The organism is Prevotella sp. AM23-5, from assembly GCF_003473645.1.
Taxonomy (GTDB): Bacteria; Bacteroidota; Bacteroidia; order Bacteroidales; family Bacteroidaceae; genus Prevotella; species Prevotella copri_A.
The window spans coordinates 24,105-42,981 of sequence record NZ_QUCG01000014.1 but is presented as its reverse complement, the minus strand read 5'-3'; the positions used below and the strand labels follow the sequence as shown (position 1 = coordinate 42,981).

The following is an 18,877-nucleotide window of genomic DNA, read 5'->3' as shown; positions in this document are numbered from 1 at the left end:
ATATATAAAATATGAAACACCTAAATAAAATAGCATCTGTCTTCTGCGTGGCAGCAATGGCTTTGACTGCATTGACAGGATGCGAGGGAAGTGACATGTTCAGTGTTAACTCTCCTGATTGGATTTCAGAGAAGATTGACTCCATCAATGCTGCTAAGGGCAATAATAATGCATTGCCAGAAGGTGAGGAGGATGTTTACACCGTTGGTGCTACTGACTATTCTTCTGGTTTCTGGACAGCCTTCTCTAAGTATTATGTCATACCTGAGGGCAAGATCTGGAATGCCGTGTTCAATCTGAACATCAACCCATCGGCTCCTAATACCTTCAAGAACTTCGCTCTCATCCTTGCTAGTGATGATGATCGTGGTGGCGCTAACTATAAGGAGTATGGAGCTATCCGTTTCGATAATCAGCCTAGCGGTAACTCTGAGTGGGGTGATTATATTGATAGAAGTGGTGTAGTAAGTGATCTTACTTTTGAAACAGATACCGATGAAGGCGTGCAGAAGCTCGGTGGTACAGTAGTTGTTACTGTTGACCGCTCAGACCCTAATGCTTTCAGTGTCAAGATTACCAACGGAACTGTAACTAAGACATACAAGCAGGCTACTCCTCTCCCAAATCTCAATCCTGATGCAAGCGATACCAACATCCGTGCATTCCTTGTACCGGAAGGTTCATACATCAACTTCCTCCAGTCAAACATCGAGCCAATCGGTGGTTTCACTTCTGCAGAGGATAAGCAGCCTATTTCTATGGAGTTGCACTCTGTTCCAAAGAAGGTGCTGGTAGGTACATCTCTTGAGGATGCAATGGCCAACGTTTCTGCTACCATTACATTCGAGACTGGCATTACCAAGGAGGTTCCTGCTGCTGAACTCGGATTTGTGGCTGTTCCTAATATGGATCAGGTAGGTGTGAAGACACTCGTTGCTATCTACAACAAGACGTTCAAGAACGAGAACTGCAGTACTCCTATCGCAGGTCAGGCTCAGTTCAGCGTGGTAGATAAGATGTTCAACAGTCTGGGTGCTACAGACAACTCAACTCCATTCTTCGGTGCTCAGACTGAGGCTGTGAAGGTAGCTCCTCATGAGACTCAGGTGATGCAGTTTACCAACTATACCAATGGTGGTAATAACTGGGAAAACTTCCTCGTTGTAATGGTCAACGGTGCCGGAACAGAATATGGTGTTACCCGTGCCGACTGCTTCGGTTGGGGTACAGCTTATGACGGCAAGGCAACTCCTTTCGGTGCTCCTGAAAATTGGGCTACATGGCTCGCTGACATGGATGGCGCCAAGGTTACTCTCTATACAACCAACAATGGTGATGGCACTGTAGATATCAAGTACGATATCGTTGCAGCCAATGGTCATAAGTATCACATGGGCTACACTGGAATCTCTGGCGTAGATGCCAACGATTTCTTTGTCAAGCTCTCTCTCGAGAAGGCTCACCTGGAGTTTGATTCTGTTGTAGGAGATGAAAATAATACTTCTGCTTTCTTCGGAGCTCTCTCTAATGTGTTTGATGTTCCAGCAGGCAAGACTGTTTCTACTCAGTTCGTCAACTATACAGCTGGTGGTGAAAACTGGCACAACTTTGTAGCAGTTCTTGTCAACAAGGCAAACGACAAGGAGTATGCTGCCGTTCGTGCCGACAACTTCGGTTGGGGTACTGGATATGATGCATGTACTCATGCCTGCTCATGGGAAGACTTTGGTGCTTGGCTTGCTGCCATGGATGGTGCCAAGGTTCAGCTCTCTGTAACCAATGTAGGTAATGGTACAGCCAACATCAAGGCAACCATGATAGGCAACAATGGTGTAACCTACACCCAGACCTATAATGGCATCAACAACATTGATGCCAATGACCTGGCGTTCAAGCTCACCATCGAAAAGGCTCATCTGGTATTCGATTTACCATTTGCCAATTCTTCATTTGCATCAGCACGCAAGCATTACTCACGTGCACATCGCAGATAAGAGATTTTTGAAATAGTATGAGAAGGCATGACCTATGCGGAAACACATTCCCATAGGTCTGCCTTTTTTCAGAAAAGAAGATCATAAAACTAACTAAACGAAAAGAAAAATGAAAAAGCTTCATATATTTGCCCTTTTGCTGGCTTGTACGCTGGCGGTAGGATGCAGCAGTAGCAGTGATGAACCGGAGGTTCCTGTGAATCCAACTCCAACTCCTACACCGACTCCAACCCCTACACCAACTCCTGGTGATCAAACAGCAGAGGAACTGGCTAATTACAAATGTCCTACCTATGATGATAATTATACATCGGTGGCAGCCTGGACACAGCGCTCGAAGTGGAATCTTGCCAATATGCACGATCCTACGGTGGTTAAGGCATCTGATGGATATTATTATATGTATCAGACTGATGCCAGCTATGGCAATGCACATCAGAAGGATATCCGCAACAGCAACAAGCACGGACACTTCTTCTGCCGCCGCTCCAAGAATCTCGTAGATTGGGAATTTGTAGGAGCCACCATGGTTGGCTTGCCTTCCTGGATAAAGACAAAACTCAATGAATTCCGCAAAGGCATGGGAGTGGCTGAACGTCCTGACAGCTATTTCGCCAATGACCTGGACTTCGGCTTCTGGGCTCCATGCGTGCGTAAGGTCAACGACCATCTCTACCGCATGTATTATGCCATCACCTGTCCTGGCACCATCAATGGTGACGGAACCTGGAGTGAACGTGCCTTCATCGGACTGATGGAGACCAGCGATCCGGCTTCCAACAAATGGGAAGATAAGGGATATGTCATCACCAACGCTTCTGACAAGGGATTGAATTACAAGGTAAAATCAAATGATTGGGCAAACTGCTATTTCAAGTATAATGCCATCGACCCTACTTACGTCATTACTCCAGAAGGAAAGCATTGGCTGATATATGGTTCCTGGCACAGTGGTTTCGCTGCTGTGGAGCTTGATGCCAATACGGGTAAGACCAAGGCTGCCTTGCCTAATCCATGGGGTACAGCCGATGATATCGCTGCTTACGGAAAGACCATCTTTACACGTACGTTGAATAATCGTTGGCAGGGTTCCGAGGCTCCGGAGATTGTATATCATGATGGCTATTATTATCTTTTCGTTGCTTACGATGCCCTGGAAGTTCCTTACAATACCCGTGTGCTCCGTTCCAAGAACGTGGATGGTCCGTATGAGACCATGAATGGTAAGATTACCGATGCTGCCAAGGGTGCCAATGAGGAACCTACCGTGCTGACTCATCCTTACAAGTTCAGCGCAGGAAGCGGTTGGGTAGGTATCAGCCACTGTGCCGTATTTGATGATGGTGCAGGCAACTGGTATTATGTTTCCCAGCAGCGTATGCCTGCCAATGTTGCAGGTATTGCAGCCAGCAATGCCATCATGATGGGTGGCGTGCGTTCTATTCAGTGGGATAGCAACGGATGGCCAGTCGTGATGCCTGAGCGTTATGGAGCTGTTCCACAGGCGACAATCACCGCCAGTGAACTGGAGGGAACCTGGGAAGGTATCGAACTCTCTTATGAGTATGGCAAGCAGAAGACCAGCAAGACCTTCAAGCTCAGCAGTAATGGTGTGATGGAGGGTGGTTCTGCCTGGAGCAATGTCAAGGCATGGAGCTTCGATGCTTCTTCCAACACATTGACCATCGGTACTACCAAGCTGAAGGTTCAGCGTGAGGTAGATTGGGAGGCAAGTCCTCGCAAGGTTACCATCGTTTATTCGGGAGTGAGTGGCAACAGAAGCTATTGGGGAAAGAAGAATTAAGATCTTTAGTTAGTTTTAAAAATAACCGCATCAGCGGTTTCTGGTTTTGATAAGGGGAGCTAAGCTGTGAAGCATTCAGCTCCCTTTTTTAATAACTCAACTTAGTAAGTAATCCTATAAACAGTAACAAAAAGACGTATGAAAAATTTTTTGATTAAAGATATCAGAGTATGGGTTCTCTCTATACCCTTAGTGGCGGCTTGTGCCGTTTCCGCAAAGGCGCAAACGGCTCTTTCACAGCCGATTGTGGTGGATACACCAATGGTTCATGATCCTGTGATGGCTTACGAGAATGGCAAGTACTATCTCTATTGCACGGGACATGGAGTGACTCAGATGACTTCTACTGACCGCCAGCACTGGACCCTGAATCCGCAGGGTGTATTGAAGGATGAGGCTCGTGGTGCTTTTCCGGCATGGACGCATGATAGTGTGCCGGGTTATGAAAGTCATACCTGGGCACCGGATGTCATCAGGTATAAGGATAAGTGGTATATGGCTTATTCCTGTTCTACCTTCGGCAAGAACACCTCTGCCATCGGATTGCTGAGCAATTCTTCGCTCGCCGATACTGATGGATGGAAGGATGAGGGCTGCCTCATATCTTCAAAGGGTGGTAGAGACAACTGGAATGCCATTGATCCGAATTTTGTGATTGATGAGAAGGGAAAGCCTTGGCTTACCTGGGGGTCTTTCTGGGATGGTATCCAGCTTATTCCTTTAGACAAGAAGACGATGCATGTGAAGAAGGGTGCCAAGCCTCAGACCATTGCCCGCCGTTATGCGCTCAATCAGATGGATGTGCCTACCAATCCTACCTCCCGTGATGCCGGCACCAATGCCATCGAGGCTCCTTTCATCATGAAGCATGGTGGTTATTACTATCTCTTCGTCAGTTGGGATTACTGCTGCCAGGGTATGAAGAGTACCTATCGTGTTGCTGTAGGCAGAAGCAGGAAGGTGGCTGGTCCTTATTTGGATAAAGAAGGCAAGGATATGCGCAATGGCGGTGGCACCCTGCTGCTGGAAGGCGACAAGAAGGAATATGAGGCGATGGGTCATTGTTCTGCCTACTCCTTCCCTGATGGCGATTTCTTCTTCTGCCATGGTTACAGCGTGCCAAAGAATGGTGCCAGCATCCTGGTTCAGAAGAAAATCAACTGGACAAAAGATGGCTGGTTGACGCTGGAGTAAGATATGTCGAAGCTGATACCGATTTTTACCAGTCGCTTACCTTCTGTATGATATGGCAGCATATTAAAATCCGGAAACTTGTAAAATAAGGCGTTCTGTGTAGTTAAAAACATGTAAAATAAGGCATTCTTCATTATTTTTTCTTATCTTTGTTCGCCCCGAAAAAACAATGGGATTGGATTGTGGAAATGGGGAAGAGAAAATAGAGAAAAAAAGAGAAATAACAATCGCAATATAAGAAATGAATAAATTAAAAGCATTATTGGGCTTCGACCCGAAGACTACTACGGTCAAGACGGAATTGATAGCTGGTATGACTACCTTCTTGACCATGTGTTACATCCTGGCAGTGAACCCTACCATCCTTGCCACCACAGGCATGGACAAGGGCGCTCTCTTTACTGCCACAGCCATCGCTTCAGCCATCGCCACCTTCCTGCTGGCTTTCATGGCAAAACTGCCTTTTGCCCAGGCTCCCAGCATGGGACTGAACGCCTTCTTCGCCTTCACCCTTTGTCAGGCTATGGGGTTGACCTGGCAGCAGGCTTTGGCAGTGTTGCTCGTAGAGGGTATCATCTTCCTTGCCATCACCTTCCTCAATATCCGTGACAAGATATTGGAGTGCATTCCGAAGAACCTCCGCTTTGCCATATCGGCAGGTATCGGTATGTTTATCGCCTTTATCGGTTTGAAGAATGCGGGCATCATCACTGCCAATGCTGATACTTTCGTTCAGCTCGGCAAGTTTACGCCAGTCAGCATCCTGGGGCTAATCAGCATCCTGCTCTGTGGCTGTCTGATGGCGAGAAGAGTGAAGGGCTCTTTGTTTATCGCCATCATCATCTCTACATTGATCGGTATTCCGATGGGCGTAACCCAGTTCTCTGACAACTGGATGCCGGTATCTACCCCTCACAGCATTGCTCCAATCTTCTGCCAGTTTGATTTCACGGGCTTCTTTACCCCAAAGATGTTCATGGTGGTATTCTCCCTGTTGCTTGTCAACATCTTCGATACCATCGGAACGGTGCTGGGATTGGTTTCCAAGTTGGGTGTCAAGGAGAATGAGAAGGGCGAGATTCCGGGCGTGAAGGAGGCGATGATGAGTGATGCCATCGGTACTACTGCCGGTGCCCTACTGGGCAGCTCTACCATTACCACTTATGTGGAGAGTGCTTCGGGAGTTGCCGAGGGCGGTAAGTCGGGCTTGACATCTTTCTTTGTGGGTTTGATGTTTATCCTGAGTATTTTTCTGGCTCCTATCTTCCTGCTGATTCCGAGTGCAGCCACCAGTGGTGCCCTGGTAATGGTGGGTGTATTGATGATTGATTCGTTCAAGAAGATTGAGTTGGAGGATATTTCCGAGTCGTTCCCTGCCTTCATCACGATGATTACGATGGTGCTCTGCTACAGCATCGCCGATGGCATCTGTCTCGGCATCCTGAGCTATGTGCTCATCAAGATGATGGTGGGTAAGTTTAAGGATCTGAATCCTACGCTCTATATCCTGAGCATCTTCCTGCTCTTCAATTATGTATTCAGCTAAATTTAGCGATAGATAAAAAACGAGGCGGCAACCTGCATCACGCAGATTGCCGCCTTCTTCATTTCTAACTAACTTTCTTATCAACTATTCAAAAAATGTATCAATATATTGGGTATATCCAGGGCTGATGCCCTGGATGTAGCTTGTTTCTTGTTTCAATCTTTCTACTTCATCTTTTTACTTCAATCTGATGATGTTCAGAGAGCTGGCTGGAATCTCTACCGTAGCACCATTCTTCTCTGTAGTTACGTAGTTTTCTACAGGATAGATGTTGGTAGGGTTGTCGATGGTGTTCTCCTCCAGACCGTTCTTGGCAGAAAGGCGGATGAGCTTGCCAGCCTTGATCTCCTTGCCCTGAAGATTGATCTTCGCTGTGGTATGCTCGGTGCTGGTGTTGGCAATCTTCAGGATTACCTCGCCCGTCTGCTCATCGAGTGTGGCTGTAGAGAAGATGCCAGGAAGGGTGTTTGCCTTCAACTTGGTAGCGAATACCTCCTTGCCATCCAACTTGGCGAAGATGCTGTCGCCTACTACCTTCAGCTCGATATCGTACCACTTGCCGGTTTCAATCTTGCCAGGGCAGGTAGCAATCTGACTCTTGGCACCATTCACGATAGACTCCACACCATGCTGGGTATTGTTCCAGCCACCAAGGTTCAACCAGCAGTAGTTGTTCTTATCTACATAGTTGAAGATGATGAGGAAGCCTTCGTTTCCGGCATCCTTCTTCGCACGTACCTTATATATATAACCGTTGCTGGTAATTTCGCCTGGGTTCAGACGGATGCAGCTTTCCTCGTTGCTGGTCTGCTTGATGAGGCTACCCTCAGCCTTCCACTGTCCACGGATGTCGGTAGGCAGTTCCTGCAAGGTCATTGGCAGCGCCTTGCCGTTCTCATCGCTGTAGCCCTTGTCCTCGAAAGAAACCTGGGTGCCCCATGTTCCCATGCCCACACGGCAGATGGCTGGCTTCACCTGGGTCTGCTCATATTTATATGGATTCTCCTGGTTCACCTTCAATACACGGGTACCGATGTTGTTCGCCATCACGTTCTGAACGTAGTAAGATGGAGTTCCGAATACCTTGTCGGATGTATATTGAATCATATCCGGTGCCCACATACGGTTGTTGAGGTTGGCGAAGATAGGAGCGTAGGATGCCATGGTCACGATGTCAGAATTGTTCTCGATGCCCATCATATAGACAGCCTCACCGAGTGCTGCATCGAGCGAACCCATATTGCCGAAGCCCTGGGTTACGGCATATTCACCTACATAAATCTCGCTGCCCTTGCGGTCGTAGTTATCATACTTGTTGAAGTTCTCGGCAAACCAGGCTGGGTTTCTGTAGTAGTGCTCATCGAGCAGCTCTACGCTCTCGTTGCTTTCCCACTTAGGGTTGTCATCGCCCCAGGCTACCACGTTGCCGATGAGATGCATCTTAGGATATTTCGCCAATACGGCATCCTTGAACTTCTTGAAACGCTCGTAGTAGTGGTCGCTCTGTGCGGCAGGGTCTGGCTGGTTGTTCTCATTGCCAATCTCCAGATACTCGATGTTGTATGGTTCCGGATGACCGTTCTTGGCACGCAGCGCACCATACTTGGAGGTAACAGGACCGTTGGCATACTCCAGGGCATTCATGCACTCGTCAATCCAAGGCTGGATGCTATCCACAGGAGTCATACCGCCGTGCCACAAACCTACGTTTACTACATAGAGAGGCTTGGCGTTCAAATCTTCGGCAAGCTGCAGATACTCATCGAATCCCATACCGTCGCTGGTGCGGTAACGCCAGTTTACGTTCTTATGACCCGGACGCTCCTCGATAGGACCGATGGTCTTCTCCCAGTGGAAAGCATTTTCTGGAGACTCCTGTCCCTCTACGTAGCAACCGCCTGGGAAGCGGACGAACTTTGGATGGATGTTATAGAGAAGCTGAGCCAAATCAGGGCGCAAACCGTTCTCGCGATTCTTGAAAGTAGGAGGGAAGAGGCTTACCACGTCGAGAACGATGGTACCCTTTCCGTCGGCTACGAGTTCAAACTGTGCCTTGGCATCGTTGGCATTGGCTGTAAGTTCTGCTGTATATTTGGTCCATTTCTTGCCTATCTTGGCATTGAGGGATGTTTCAGCATACACCTTGTCGCCCTTTGCGTTGGTGAGGCGAGCCTTCAATCCGCCCTTGTAGCTACCCTTTGCCCAGAAAGAGAGCTTGTAGGTTCTGCCCTGTACGGCGTTGATGCCCCAGAAACCCTCGTTGATGAGAGAGGCTGTGGCAGCAGGCTTTGCCGCAATGGTAAGCTGGAGAGCCTTGCCCTGTGCTTTGTTGAGCAGACCCTTGTTGATGAGTTGTGTCTGGATCTTTGCACCTTCCAGGGCGGAAGTTTTCCAGGTAGGGATGTTCTTGTCATCATCTTCGAAGGAGCGGTTGCTGATGAGTTCGGCATAGAGACCGCCGTCAGCAGCATGGTTGATATCCTCGAAGAAGATACCATATAAATTAGGTGAAACCTTGACGCCTGGGTTAGAGGCATCTACATGTATGGTTACTTGGGCGTTGGCTGCCAAAACAGAGGCGAGAGCCGCCGAAAGTAAAAACTGTCTTTTCTTGTTCATTTGCTTATTTTTAGGCTTGTTTTTATTTTGTTGCTTGTTATTTGCTGGTAGCATGAAGCCGCAGCTTTTGGAAGTTACTTCCTGCTGCGATTCATACACAGCCGCAAAAGTACACAAAATACACGGAAAAGAGGTGGACAAAACGGAGAATATAGTGTAAAAGGTGGATTTTCTGCTGAAAATCCACCTTTTTATCCTCTGTGAGGGTGTGTCATTATTCCTCGGATTATGCACGGAAAATCTATGAAGTAATCCCCCAATCCAATATGCCTTTTCCTTCCTCGTCCAGTTCTATGCCGAGACCTATCACCTTTCGCTTGTCAGCCTTGAAAGGTTCCAGGTATCTGTTTTCTTGAATCTGCTGGATGGCAGCCTTCTTGCCGCCATTGTTTCTCAGCTTCAGTTCTATCACGTAGATGTAGCGGGAAGTCTGGGCTATGAGGTCGATTCTTCCTGTGGCAAGCATGTGCTCTACTTCTACTTTCAGTCCGATGGCATTCAGAATGGTACTGATGATGAGTCTATAGCGCTCTTCCATATCCATTGAGGCAAGCTTCTTGTTGCTGTAAGGCACGTCGGCAACCAATGCTTTCAATGTTTTCATAGCATCTGCGATTTCACCAGTACCCAATTGACGGAACAGACTACTCTGCAGACTGATGATATCGCTTTCAGATTGCATTGTCAGCGTGGGGAGAACCACCTCGTAAAGAGCCTGTTTCACTTCCTGATTAGGGAAACCGAGGAAGTAGCCAAATTCATCGCTGCTCTTGATGGTAAGGTAGCCCGTCTGATAGAGGAAAAGCTCGGCACCACCATTGATTACATCAGAACTCTCAAGCGTCTTGCGTAAGATCGGACAATGTTCGAAATTGCGTAAGCGAAGCTCCATATTATCCACAAACTTCGGCAGCATGGAGGTAGCGCCTGATGAAACCCAGAAACAGCTCAGGTCTTGTGTATCAAGTGCATTGAGGAGACTGAAAGGATTGTAGATGTCCACCATATTTCTGCGACTGAAATGGTAGCCGTCGTAGTAATCCTTCAGATTATCGTGGGTTTGCTGCAGAGTCCAGCCGTTCACTTCTGCCATCCTTTCCAGTTCCGGCTTGAAGTTCTGTCCGATTTCTTCTTCTGTGATGCCGCAGATGGCAGCATATTCTGGAAGGAAACTGATATTGGTCAGGTTGTTGAGAACCGAGAAGAGAGAAATCTGCGTAAACTTGGTAATGCCCGTGATGAAGACGAAACGCTGGTAGGCATCATCAGCCTTCAGAATGGCAAAAACGCTTCTATATACGTCTGTGCAACCCTCATGCTCGGGAGTTTTCCAGGAGTGCTGGAGAGGAGAGTCGTATTCATCGATGAGAATGGCGACTTTGAGCCCTGTTTGCTTATAGGCGGTTTTGATGATGAGGTCGAAGCGGTTTCCCAGTGAATCTGTTGGTTTAATATGGATGCCATATAATTGCTCATAAACATCAAACGTTTGATCCAGATATGCCTTAACTTCATCTGCGGTTGCTCCCCCTCGGCTCATATCAAGTCGAATTACCGGGTACTGTTTCCAATCTTTTTCCAGCTCCATGATTTTCAGTCCTTCGAAGAGATCTTTTCTTCCTTCGAAGTAAGCCTGGAGCGTATCAACAAGCACAGATTTTCCGAATCGGCGAGGACGGCTCAAGTAATTATACTTAAAACCTTGGTTCGTCAATTTCCAAATCATGTCAGTTTTATCAACATAGAGGTATCCTTCCTCTCTGATAACATTGAAAGATTGTATGCCTACCGGCAGCTTTCTGTATTCATTGTTTGCCATAATCATTTCTCCTATTCCTTTCTTTATCCGCAAAGATACGGCATTTTTTTGGATTGTGCAAGTTTTTGGCAATTAAAAAGATGTAAATAGTTTCCGACAGGGGGGATTGCAAATCCCCAGGTTTGATAAGTTGAACCTTTTTATACGACGGATTGCAAATCATAAGTGGTTGATAGTTTTATTATTCAATAGAGGTAAATTCGATGGTTTTTCAAATTTTTGCATTTTTTTCTTGGAGTTTTCAGAGAAAAATCGTAAATTTGCCATCAGATATCAATTATCTCAATATTTTGCCATGGGTAAATATATTAACCCCTTCACCGATTGGGGATTCAAACGCCTCTTCGGACAAGAATTCAGCAAGGATTTGCTGATTAGTTTCTTGAACGACCTGTTGGTTGACGAAATGCATATCAGGGATGTCACCTTCAAGGATAAAGAGCAACTGGCAGATTCAAAAGATTTGCGTGGCTGCATCTTTGATATTTATTGTGAAACCGATGATGGAAATCATTTCATTGTCGAGATGCAGAACAGATGGGTGCCGTTTTTTGTCAATCGCTCCATCTATTATGCCAGCAAGGCTATTGTCGGGCAGCGGAAAAAGACAATCGAGCAGAAACCTGCTCTCTATCAGTTAATGCCCGTCTATGTCGTCTGCCTCATGAATTTCATGCCAAAGGACAATGCAGTGTCGAAATTCAGAACCGATGTAGCCTTGTATGAAAAAGGAAGTCAAGATGTCTTTTCCGACAATCTTCACTTCATCTACTTGTCTCTTCCTTTCTTTGACAAGAAGGCTGAAGAATGTGAAAGTGATTTTGACAAATGGATTTATGTATTAAAGCATATGGAAGCATTAGAGAGAATGCCGTTTACGGCACAGAAGAAGATTTTCAAGCGTCTTGCTGAACTGGCAGATTCCCGCTGCCTGAGTCAGGAAGAGCAAGAGAAATATGATGAAAGCTTAAAGGCCGCCGATGATTACTATGGTGTCTTAATGAGCTATTACATGAATGGTATTGATGAAGGTGAAGCTAAGGGTTTTGCCAAAGGTGAAGCAAGAGGTAGTTATCACAAAAGTCTTGATATAGCGAAGAAAATGCTATTAAAGGGTATGGATGATGACTCTATCATGGAACTGACAGGCTTAACCCATGAGCAATTGCATCAATTGAAATCATAAAATTATCAGATACAAGTTCTCCCCATAAGCCAGGCGATAGATAACTGTACTATCGCTGTGCCTTGTAAGTACTATCGCTGTGCCTTGTAAGTATTATCGTTGCTGCATCGCTTTAACGTAAATAGTCTTCGGAGTAACCTTTACTTGTTGCCAGAAGGACTAATAGTATAAGCCGGAAATGCCTATCTCTCCAGCCGCACAACAGCTGTTGTGCGCTTGCATAGCAGCTGATATGCGCTCGCCCAACACCTGTTGTGCAAGTGGAAATCAGCTGGTGGGCGGATATTTATTTTAAATCTTCCTTTCTTCCGTTAGGCGTCCCGGCGGATTTGCAATCCGCTGCAACTTGTAGCGATAATCCGCCAGTTTCAAAAATACTCTTCACTCTTCACTGAAGTGGTGTAAGTCGTTGTGTATGAGTTGTTTTGATAGGGTGAAGAGTGCGCTCGACTCTTCACCACTCTTCACCACCCTTCACCCGGAAAAATTTGTGATGATGAATAAAGCAGGTTAAAGTGCCAAACTTGGGTTAAATCAAGACCTTTAACGTTAAAATAATGCAAGAAGTTTGGCGGTGTGAGGGGAATAATGTATTTTTGTATCTTAATTATGTTAAACGTTTTAAAGGAGAAGATTATGAAATCAAGAGCGATAGGATTAAAAGAACCACAGTTAGTGGTTTCAATATCAGACCCATCTTTGGTCAATAAACTTAAAAGTGCCATTCAAATGCTCCATGGAGTAAGTTCTATTTCGGTTTTGAAACCTAAGAAAACGGAATTGGAACTTGCTGAAGAGGATGTTGCTAAAGGTAGAGTTACACAATGGAACTCTGTTGATGAAATGTTTGACACTATTCTTGGTAAGTGATGTATAAATTAGGAACAACTAAAAGATTCGACAAAGCGTTGAAACTTTGTCGCAAGCGTGGCTATCCGATAGAGAAATTACAGAAAGCGATTTACTTATTGGTAGAAAATGGTACTTTACCTTCAGAATACAAACCACATATACTTCATGGTAATCATGAAGGTGAATGGGAAGCTCATATTGAATCAGATTGGCTTTTGATATGGGAACAGAATGATACGGAATTGACGCTGTTGATGTTAACTACAGGTACTCATTCTGATTTGTTTGGCAAAACGAAAAGATAAAATGGATCACCGGCAAAAGGTGAAGAGTGGGTGAAGAGTGGTGAAGAGTGGTGCGCCACTCTTCACCTCTCGGAACCCCAGTGTTTATCGGGGTTTCAGGCGATTCGGTGAAGAGTGAAGAGTAAAAAAGAGAGTGGGGATTTTCTCTCTCCCGACGTATCGTTTTGTGCCTGGCAATGGCAAGATATTGCCCTGGTAAAGGGCAATATAATGCCGTAGTGAGGCAATAAGTGCTGGAAGCGTCTTTACCATCCGTCAGTACTATCATGATGACCTCTCAGTGACGTCTTGACTCCTTGTCAGGAGTATCCTGACAAAAAGAAGGGCTGGACTTTCTCACGAAAACCCAACCCTTCTTTTTAAAACAGCTGTTTTTGAACTTTATTATAAGTAAAAGATGTTATTGTATTTATCACTTATCTTATGTTTATTACAGAACATGTACCAGGCGGATTGGCATGGCCCTGTAAGTCCCGGTGTTTTTACCTGCATTACCGCTGACGAAGCGGAGATTCGACATGGTGCAAATCTTACCATACACATCTAAATAGCGATACCAGAAGCCATACTCAGGACTGGTGGTGTCGAAACCCTGATTTCCTGAGAGTAGCGTGCGGGTCCATAGGCTGACATGGGTGACATTTCTGAAAGCCTCACCCTCCACATATCCTGTGGCTGGCAAATAGATTACGGGCAGCTCCGAATTGTCTGTTGTTATCTCAACACTGTTGTACGCCTCGCCCGACAAGGTGTAGCGGGTCTCCTCTTTCAGATTACCGCCGTCTATGATGTCTTGGAACACACTATTCTCGGGAATAGTGAAACCTTGAGGCAGATTGCCGATAAGATTACCTGCATTTGCCTGATCCTGTTTCGCTTTAGCAATATGGAAGTATCCGCCAATAGCACCCTTGTTAGCTTCCAACGCCTTGGTGCCCGGAGCATAGCATCTGTCGCTGGAGGCTCCGAGGTTGCGGTCGAGCATGACGTATGTTTTACTATTTCCTTTCACCTTCACTACACCGTAGTAGAAACGGCCGCTGACATGAGATTGATCAACAGGCGGTTGTTGGTTGTCGGTGGCATCTATCTTGTGGAAGAGTCCACAATGATAAACGGGATACGTGATAGCAATGTCGTGTCCATTCTCCTGATAGGTGATGGTGAAGTCGCCGATCCAGATGTCATAGTTGTCAGCACCGCTGTTCAGCGTCACTTTCCAGTTGCCGTCTCCATTATCCGTTACCTTAAACAAGTTGCTGTTTGCGCCATAAGTCACATCATCACCCGTTTTCTTTGGAATCAAATAACTGAACTCGTTAGTTCCCACCCCGAAGTGCAGACCATCGTTTCTGACAATATCGTTCTGCATATCCTTCGGGCTGATACCTTTAGTACCTGGCAGGAATTTGTTGAAATAGTTCTCATATTCTTCCGATGTGCCCACATTGCTTGATGTCACAAGCTTTACGATTCTGCCAGAACGCTTGAAGTCCTTACCTTTCTGGGTCACGGTTATGGTGCGGGTCAAGTCGCCCGACTTCACGATTACCTTTCCTGTGCGTGGTACCTCAGAGTATTCATTTTTTTCTACCGCAATCGAAATCTTATATTTCGTACCTGTAGTAGAGTTTGAACCGTCAGTATCTGGCACAGTGCCAATCTTCGTGATCGTCGTAACATCTTCTTTTATCCAGCCATCGGACGTAGAGCAAGTCGGCGTCTCGCCGTTTTGGATAGTTGTAACGACAGTGGCGATAATATTCTCATCATCCCATGCGCCGCTTACTTGGTCGCTTACTCCCAGATGGTAGTCCTTGCAGGCTATCATATCGTTAACCAAAGGATTATCATCTTTCACGTCCACCTTCATTCGGTTCTCGGGATATGGGTCTGCAATAGCCCCATCCACTGTGGGCCATCCGTAGGTATTGACGTGCTTGATAGTCACCGTATAAGCATGGTTGCGCAGCAGTGCCATCGGTTTTGTCATGTCGTTGTCGGTAAGGAAGGATACTTTATAGTAATACTCCACACTATTATATTTACCCTTCACGATGAGATAGGCTTGACCGGCGGCAGTCTCATAGAAAGGTGTTTCGCCTGTCTGCCATCCGCTATTAGCTTTGCCTGCATCATCTGGCACATTGACTGCTGCTGCATTATAGTCAAAATCCTTGGGAGCTATGGTTCCCTTGTCAGCCGCATCATACAACTGGAAACTCTCCAGCTCAAACGTCTTGTCGTCATTGAAATCACTGGATGTAGTCTTCTCATACTTGACGTTTACCTTGGCAAACTGGCGCAGCAGACTGATTTCCGGATTTTCCTTCATCAAGCCTGACACGCTGATCTTTCCCCAGCAGACAGGATTCTCTGTGTTGATTGTTCCCGAAATGGCAGCCTTGTCCAAACCACTCTTACATTGAGTATCTGACAAATCGCCGGCATTGGCAACCAGATGAATCATTGTAGCCTTGTTCCTGACTGGCACTTTCACTTTATAACCATTAGAAACAACATCCCAGCTTGTGATTTTTTGGTTGAAAAGGAAGTTCTTGTCATTATCGTAAGCCACGGCGTTCAGACTTGTCAATCCCTTCTCGCCAGCTCTTGTCAGCTCTTCTTTTGTAAAGTCGGGAAGGTTGATGGTGAGCGTGATGCCCCCATCTTCCACCCCATTCTTGTTGCTTGGGTTGGAACCTTCGTTCAAAGTGTCGCTACATGCTGCCAATGTCAGCAGTGCCACTAAAAGAGATATTATCTTTTTCATTTCCTTACTTACTTTACTTGTTTATACACCTGATGGTTTACCTGGATGCCAGCTATTATTGTCATAATATCCTGTATCGTTATGCTTCTCATAACTTCTACCTCCGAAAAGGGTATATTTCTCATCATAGACATCCTTTTCAAACTGAAGGACTATACCCTTCTCATGATAGCCGTCAACCGCTTTCAAGCTTATCGTTGTCTTCCACCAGCCTCCTACTTGTTCGCTTTTAAAACTCTTGGCGCTGTGACCATCCCAAGTGTTGTCCCAATGTTTATATTGGTCATTAGTTCCAGAGGATGTCGGATTGTCTGTTGCGACACCGAACTTAAACGCCCAGCCTAATACTTTATTCTTGGTATAGACAACATAATTGATATCCTTAACTATCGGCTTCTCATCGAAAATACGATAATAAGGGTCTGTTGTCGGGTCGTAAAGTATCCATCCTTCTCTATCCTCATAGTTAAAAAGGGGGATACCAGGCGCCATGTGATGAGGGCAGCGGTGAAGGTCCGCACCATCGTTGTTGTAGCTGTAGAATATCATCAATGTCTCGCCAGGCTTGATCGGTGTAGTTTCTTGACCGTCGCCTTTATCCCATCTATATCCTTTAGCATTAAAATCCATGTCCTTGTAGTACCATCCTGGATTATTCGTGTCCCCAGTCATACCGCTTGGCTGATTATATCTATTATTAAAATACCACACATTTTCTTTAGGTATTGCTGTTCCTGTCGTTTCACCCTTTTGAGAATAAATATATACATTATGTTTATTTGTTTGTATCCCATTGCCCCAACTCCAAGAATCGTTCCAGTTGTTATTGTTATCACCTGTTCCATAGTATTCATCCAAAATACCTTGGAATTGGTCAGTACCAAACTTGCCATTATTTGACGACCTGTCATTAATGGCACGGAAATAGATACGGTAATCGTCAACCGGAGGTCTTACTGTCACCTTAATGTCTCTGTACTTATTGTTTCTATTATACAAGTCTTTCGAGTGTACTCGGAATGTATGCACTGTAGTTGTTCCAGGGTCGGTTGTAGCCTCCACCTGGAATGTTCCCTTGGGAGCGTTTTCATCGGATGGCTTCGATATTTTGATAGTTGAGCTACCAATGATGGAAGTCAGATTGTCCGGAAGCACGATACCTCCCAAGTTTGTAACCCAAGTGAATACCTTTGTGTTGGTTTCTGCTTTTGCCTCATAATAGATGATTACCTCCAATGGATCAACCTCAAACAGAGGTTCTACATTGTAGTCTACATCCAGATACTTCTTCAGGTTGTTAGCCTTCAGCCATATCTTGGTCTTTCCTTTCGGAGGAAATTTACCTTCCCCATCTCCATAAGCACTCATGGGAATCTCGGGATTAATCCTAAAGGTGATAATATGATTGACCTCATCTCTTTTATCTACAACGACGAGGGGCTTACCATCAACAATCGCATCGCAACCAAACTCCACATTCACCCAATTTGACTTGTAGGAAATAGAGTCTTCCTCTATGGAGGTTATTTGAGCGCTTGTCTTGTTTACCCACAGTGTGGTATGGCTGAAGTCTGCATCTATCGTTACAGGAGTCCAGTCCTCTACGCTCACATTACAGTTGAGAGTCATGTTTCCCAGACTCTTGATCTTGCCGATAATCTCATAATAGGTGCCACGAGGGAATGTGCGGCATGACCCTGCCTCTGGATTGTCGGTGTGGCCCAATGGGATGTTGTAGCTGTTGTCATTGGCGCCAATCTTGCTGCTCAGTGTGAGGAACGACTGCTGGTCGTTGGTTTTGATATAGCGCTCAGGCAGATAGTATGTACCCTGGAAGAGCCATTTGTCCTTTATGTTTGAGGGAGTCGCTGCGGCAGTACCCACAGCAGTGATTACATCCGCATTGCTCTTGTTCTTGTTGGTGTCGTCGCGTGTCCAATTAGAGAAGAATGATCCTGCGGCGCTGGCTTCAGAAGATTGCTTATACATTATTTTGGGACCGATAATTCCGCTTACGTCCTCTTTGTCAGAAGCGTAGAACTTTCCTCCCCATACCAAGCTGGTAGATTGAGAGAGATTATTTGCTGTAATATCATTTATCTTCAGACCGTTGGTCTTCAGAGCCTCCTGCATCTCAGAGTCAGCAGGGTCGAAGAGCAGGTTGAGTTTTACCTTGACACAGGTGAACTTCAAGTTGGCAACAATGTCGGTGGTCTTGCTATCACCAGTGATGTTGGTATCCTTTAAGGGTTCATAAATCATAGGGATATTGCCACAGGCAGGCATGCCGGGCTTACCTTCGGGGAGGTAATTCAGTACTACCTTTTTGAGTTTGTCCTCTGTGTCGATGGTCTCCTGAGCCTTCAATACATCCTCCATGTTGGCCACAACATAGATGCGGTAAGTGCCGGGGTCGATTCGCAGCGTATATGTGGCTACATCCACACCTCCTTCAAAATTGCCAGGCTCATAGAACGAGGTACCGGGAGCACCGAGATACTCATTGAGCAATGTGCCTTTGCCGTCTATAGGGAAAGCGAAAAGTCGGAGGCTGTTGATGCGGCACTCTTCTTCTGTGGCATTATAAGTTAAGTTTTCTGCCGGGTCTGATTCTCCTGCACGAGTGCCGTTGCTGTGTACCAATGGCACGAGGACTTGCAGGTTGCTTGACGAGTTGGGGGTATATCCGTTACCCTCCAACTCGTCGGTACAACTAACTGCAAATAAACTAGTCAACAACCAAACTATGAAACCTATATAGATATGAAATCTTCTCATGATAACT

At 45.9% G+C, this 18,877-nt stretch carries 10 protein-coding genes and 1 pseudogene; 7 read left to right on the top strand and 4 right to left on the bottom strand.

Annotation, left to right across the window (positions count from 1 at the left end):
• Positions 1-11: 11 nt before the first annotated feature.
• The 4 genes and pseudogenes from DW657_RS05355 to DW657_RS05340 form a co-directional block, all read left to right on the top strand.
• Positions 12-1,454: pseudogene (locus DW657_RS05355) on the top strand (hypothetical protein); the annotation flags it as partial.
• A 649-nt stretch (positions 1,455-2,103) separates the two neighbouring features.
• Positions 2,104-3,798, top strand: a complete 1,695-nt coding sequence (locus tag DW657_RS05350) for an arabinan endo-1,5-alpha-L-arabinosidase (protein ID WP_118311692.1) — start codon at positions 2,104-2,106, stop codon at positions 3,796-3,798.
• Between the two features lie 261 nt (positions 3,799-4,059).
• Positions 4,060-4,992: a family 43 glycosylhydrolase gene (locus tag DW657_RS05345; RefSeq protein ID WP_233546618.1), complete on the top strand. Its 933-nt coding sequence runs from the start codon at positions 4,060-4,062 to the stop codon at positions 4,990-4,992.
• A gap of 241 nt (positions 4,993-5,233) precedes the next feature.
• A complete protein-coding gene (locus DW657_RS05340; protein WP_118311690.1) occupies positions 5,234-6,538 on the top strand; it encodes an NCS2 family permease in 1,305 nt (434 codons plus the stop codon).
• A 177-nt stretch (positions 6,539-6,715) separates the two neighbouring features.
• Here DW657_RS05340 and DW657_RS05335 read toward each other — a convergent pair whose 3' ends face one another.
• Both DW657_RS05335 and DW657_RS05330 read right to left on the bottom strand, forming a co-directional pair.
• Positions 6,716-9,157, bottom strand: coding sequence for an alpha-L-arabinofuranosidase C-terminal domain-containing protein (locus DW657_RS05335; protein WP_118311689.1), 2,442 nt, complete (start codon positions 9,155-9,157; stop codon positions 6,716-6,718).
• 241 nt (positions 9,158-9,398) lie between these two features.
• The gene (locus DW657_RS05330) at positions 9,399-10,976 is read right to left on the bottom strand and encodes an ATP-binding protein (RefSeq protein WP_118311688.1); all 1,578 of its coding nucleotides are present in this window, start codon (positions 10,974-10,976) and stop codon (positions 9,399-9,401) included.
• 169 nt (positions 10,977-11,145) lie between these two features.
• Here DW657_RS05330 and DW657_RS05325 point away from each other — a divergent pair, with 169 nt between their 5' ends.
• From DW657_RS05325 to DW657_RS05315, 3 genes are all read left to right on the top strand, one after another.
• Positions 11,146-12,162, top strand: coding sequence for an Rpn family recombination-promoting nuclease/putative transposase (locus tag DW657_RS05325; protein ID WP_233546616.1), 1,017 nt, complete (start codon positions 11,146-11,148; stop codon positions 12,160-12,162).
• A 636-nt stretch (positions 12,163-12,798) separates the two neighbouring features.
• On the top strand, positions 12,799-13,032 hold the full coding sequence (locus tag DW657_RS05320) for a hypothetical protein (RefSeq protein ID WP_147381887.1): 234 nt from the start codon (positions 12,799-12,801) through the stop codon (positions 13,030-13,032).
• Complete coding sequence (locus DW657_RS05315; protein ID WP_199656046.1) at positions 13,032-13,319, top strand: type II toxin-antitoxin system YafQ family toxin; 288 nt, start codon at positions 13,032-13,034, stop codon at positions 13,317-13,319. The genes DW657_RS05320 and DW657_RS05315 overlap by 1 nt, the downstream gene beginning before the upstream one ends.
• A 430-nt stretch (positions 13,320-13,749) precedes the next feature.
• On the opposite strand, the gene DW657_RS05310 is transcribed toward DW657_RS05315, so the two are convergent.
• Both DW657_RS05310 and DW657_RS05305 read right to left on the bottom strand, forming a co-directional pair.
• Positions 13,750-16,092 carry a lipoprotein gene (locus DW657_RS05310; protein WP_118311685.1) on the bottom strand — a complete coding sequence of 781 codons (2,343 nt, stop codon included), beginning with the start codon at positions 16,090-16,092 and terminating at the stop codon, positions 13,750-13,752.
• A 21-nt stretch (positions 16,093-16,113) separates the two neighbouring features.
• Positions 16,114-18,870, bottom strand: a complete 2,757-nt coding sequence (locus DW657_RS05305) for a fimbrial protein (RefSeq protein WP_147381886.1) — start codon at positions 18,868-18,870, stop codon at positions 16,114-16,116.
• Between the last annotated feature and the right edge of the window lie 7 nt (positions 18,871-18,877).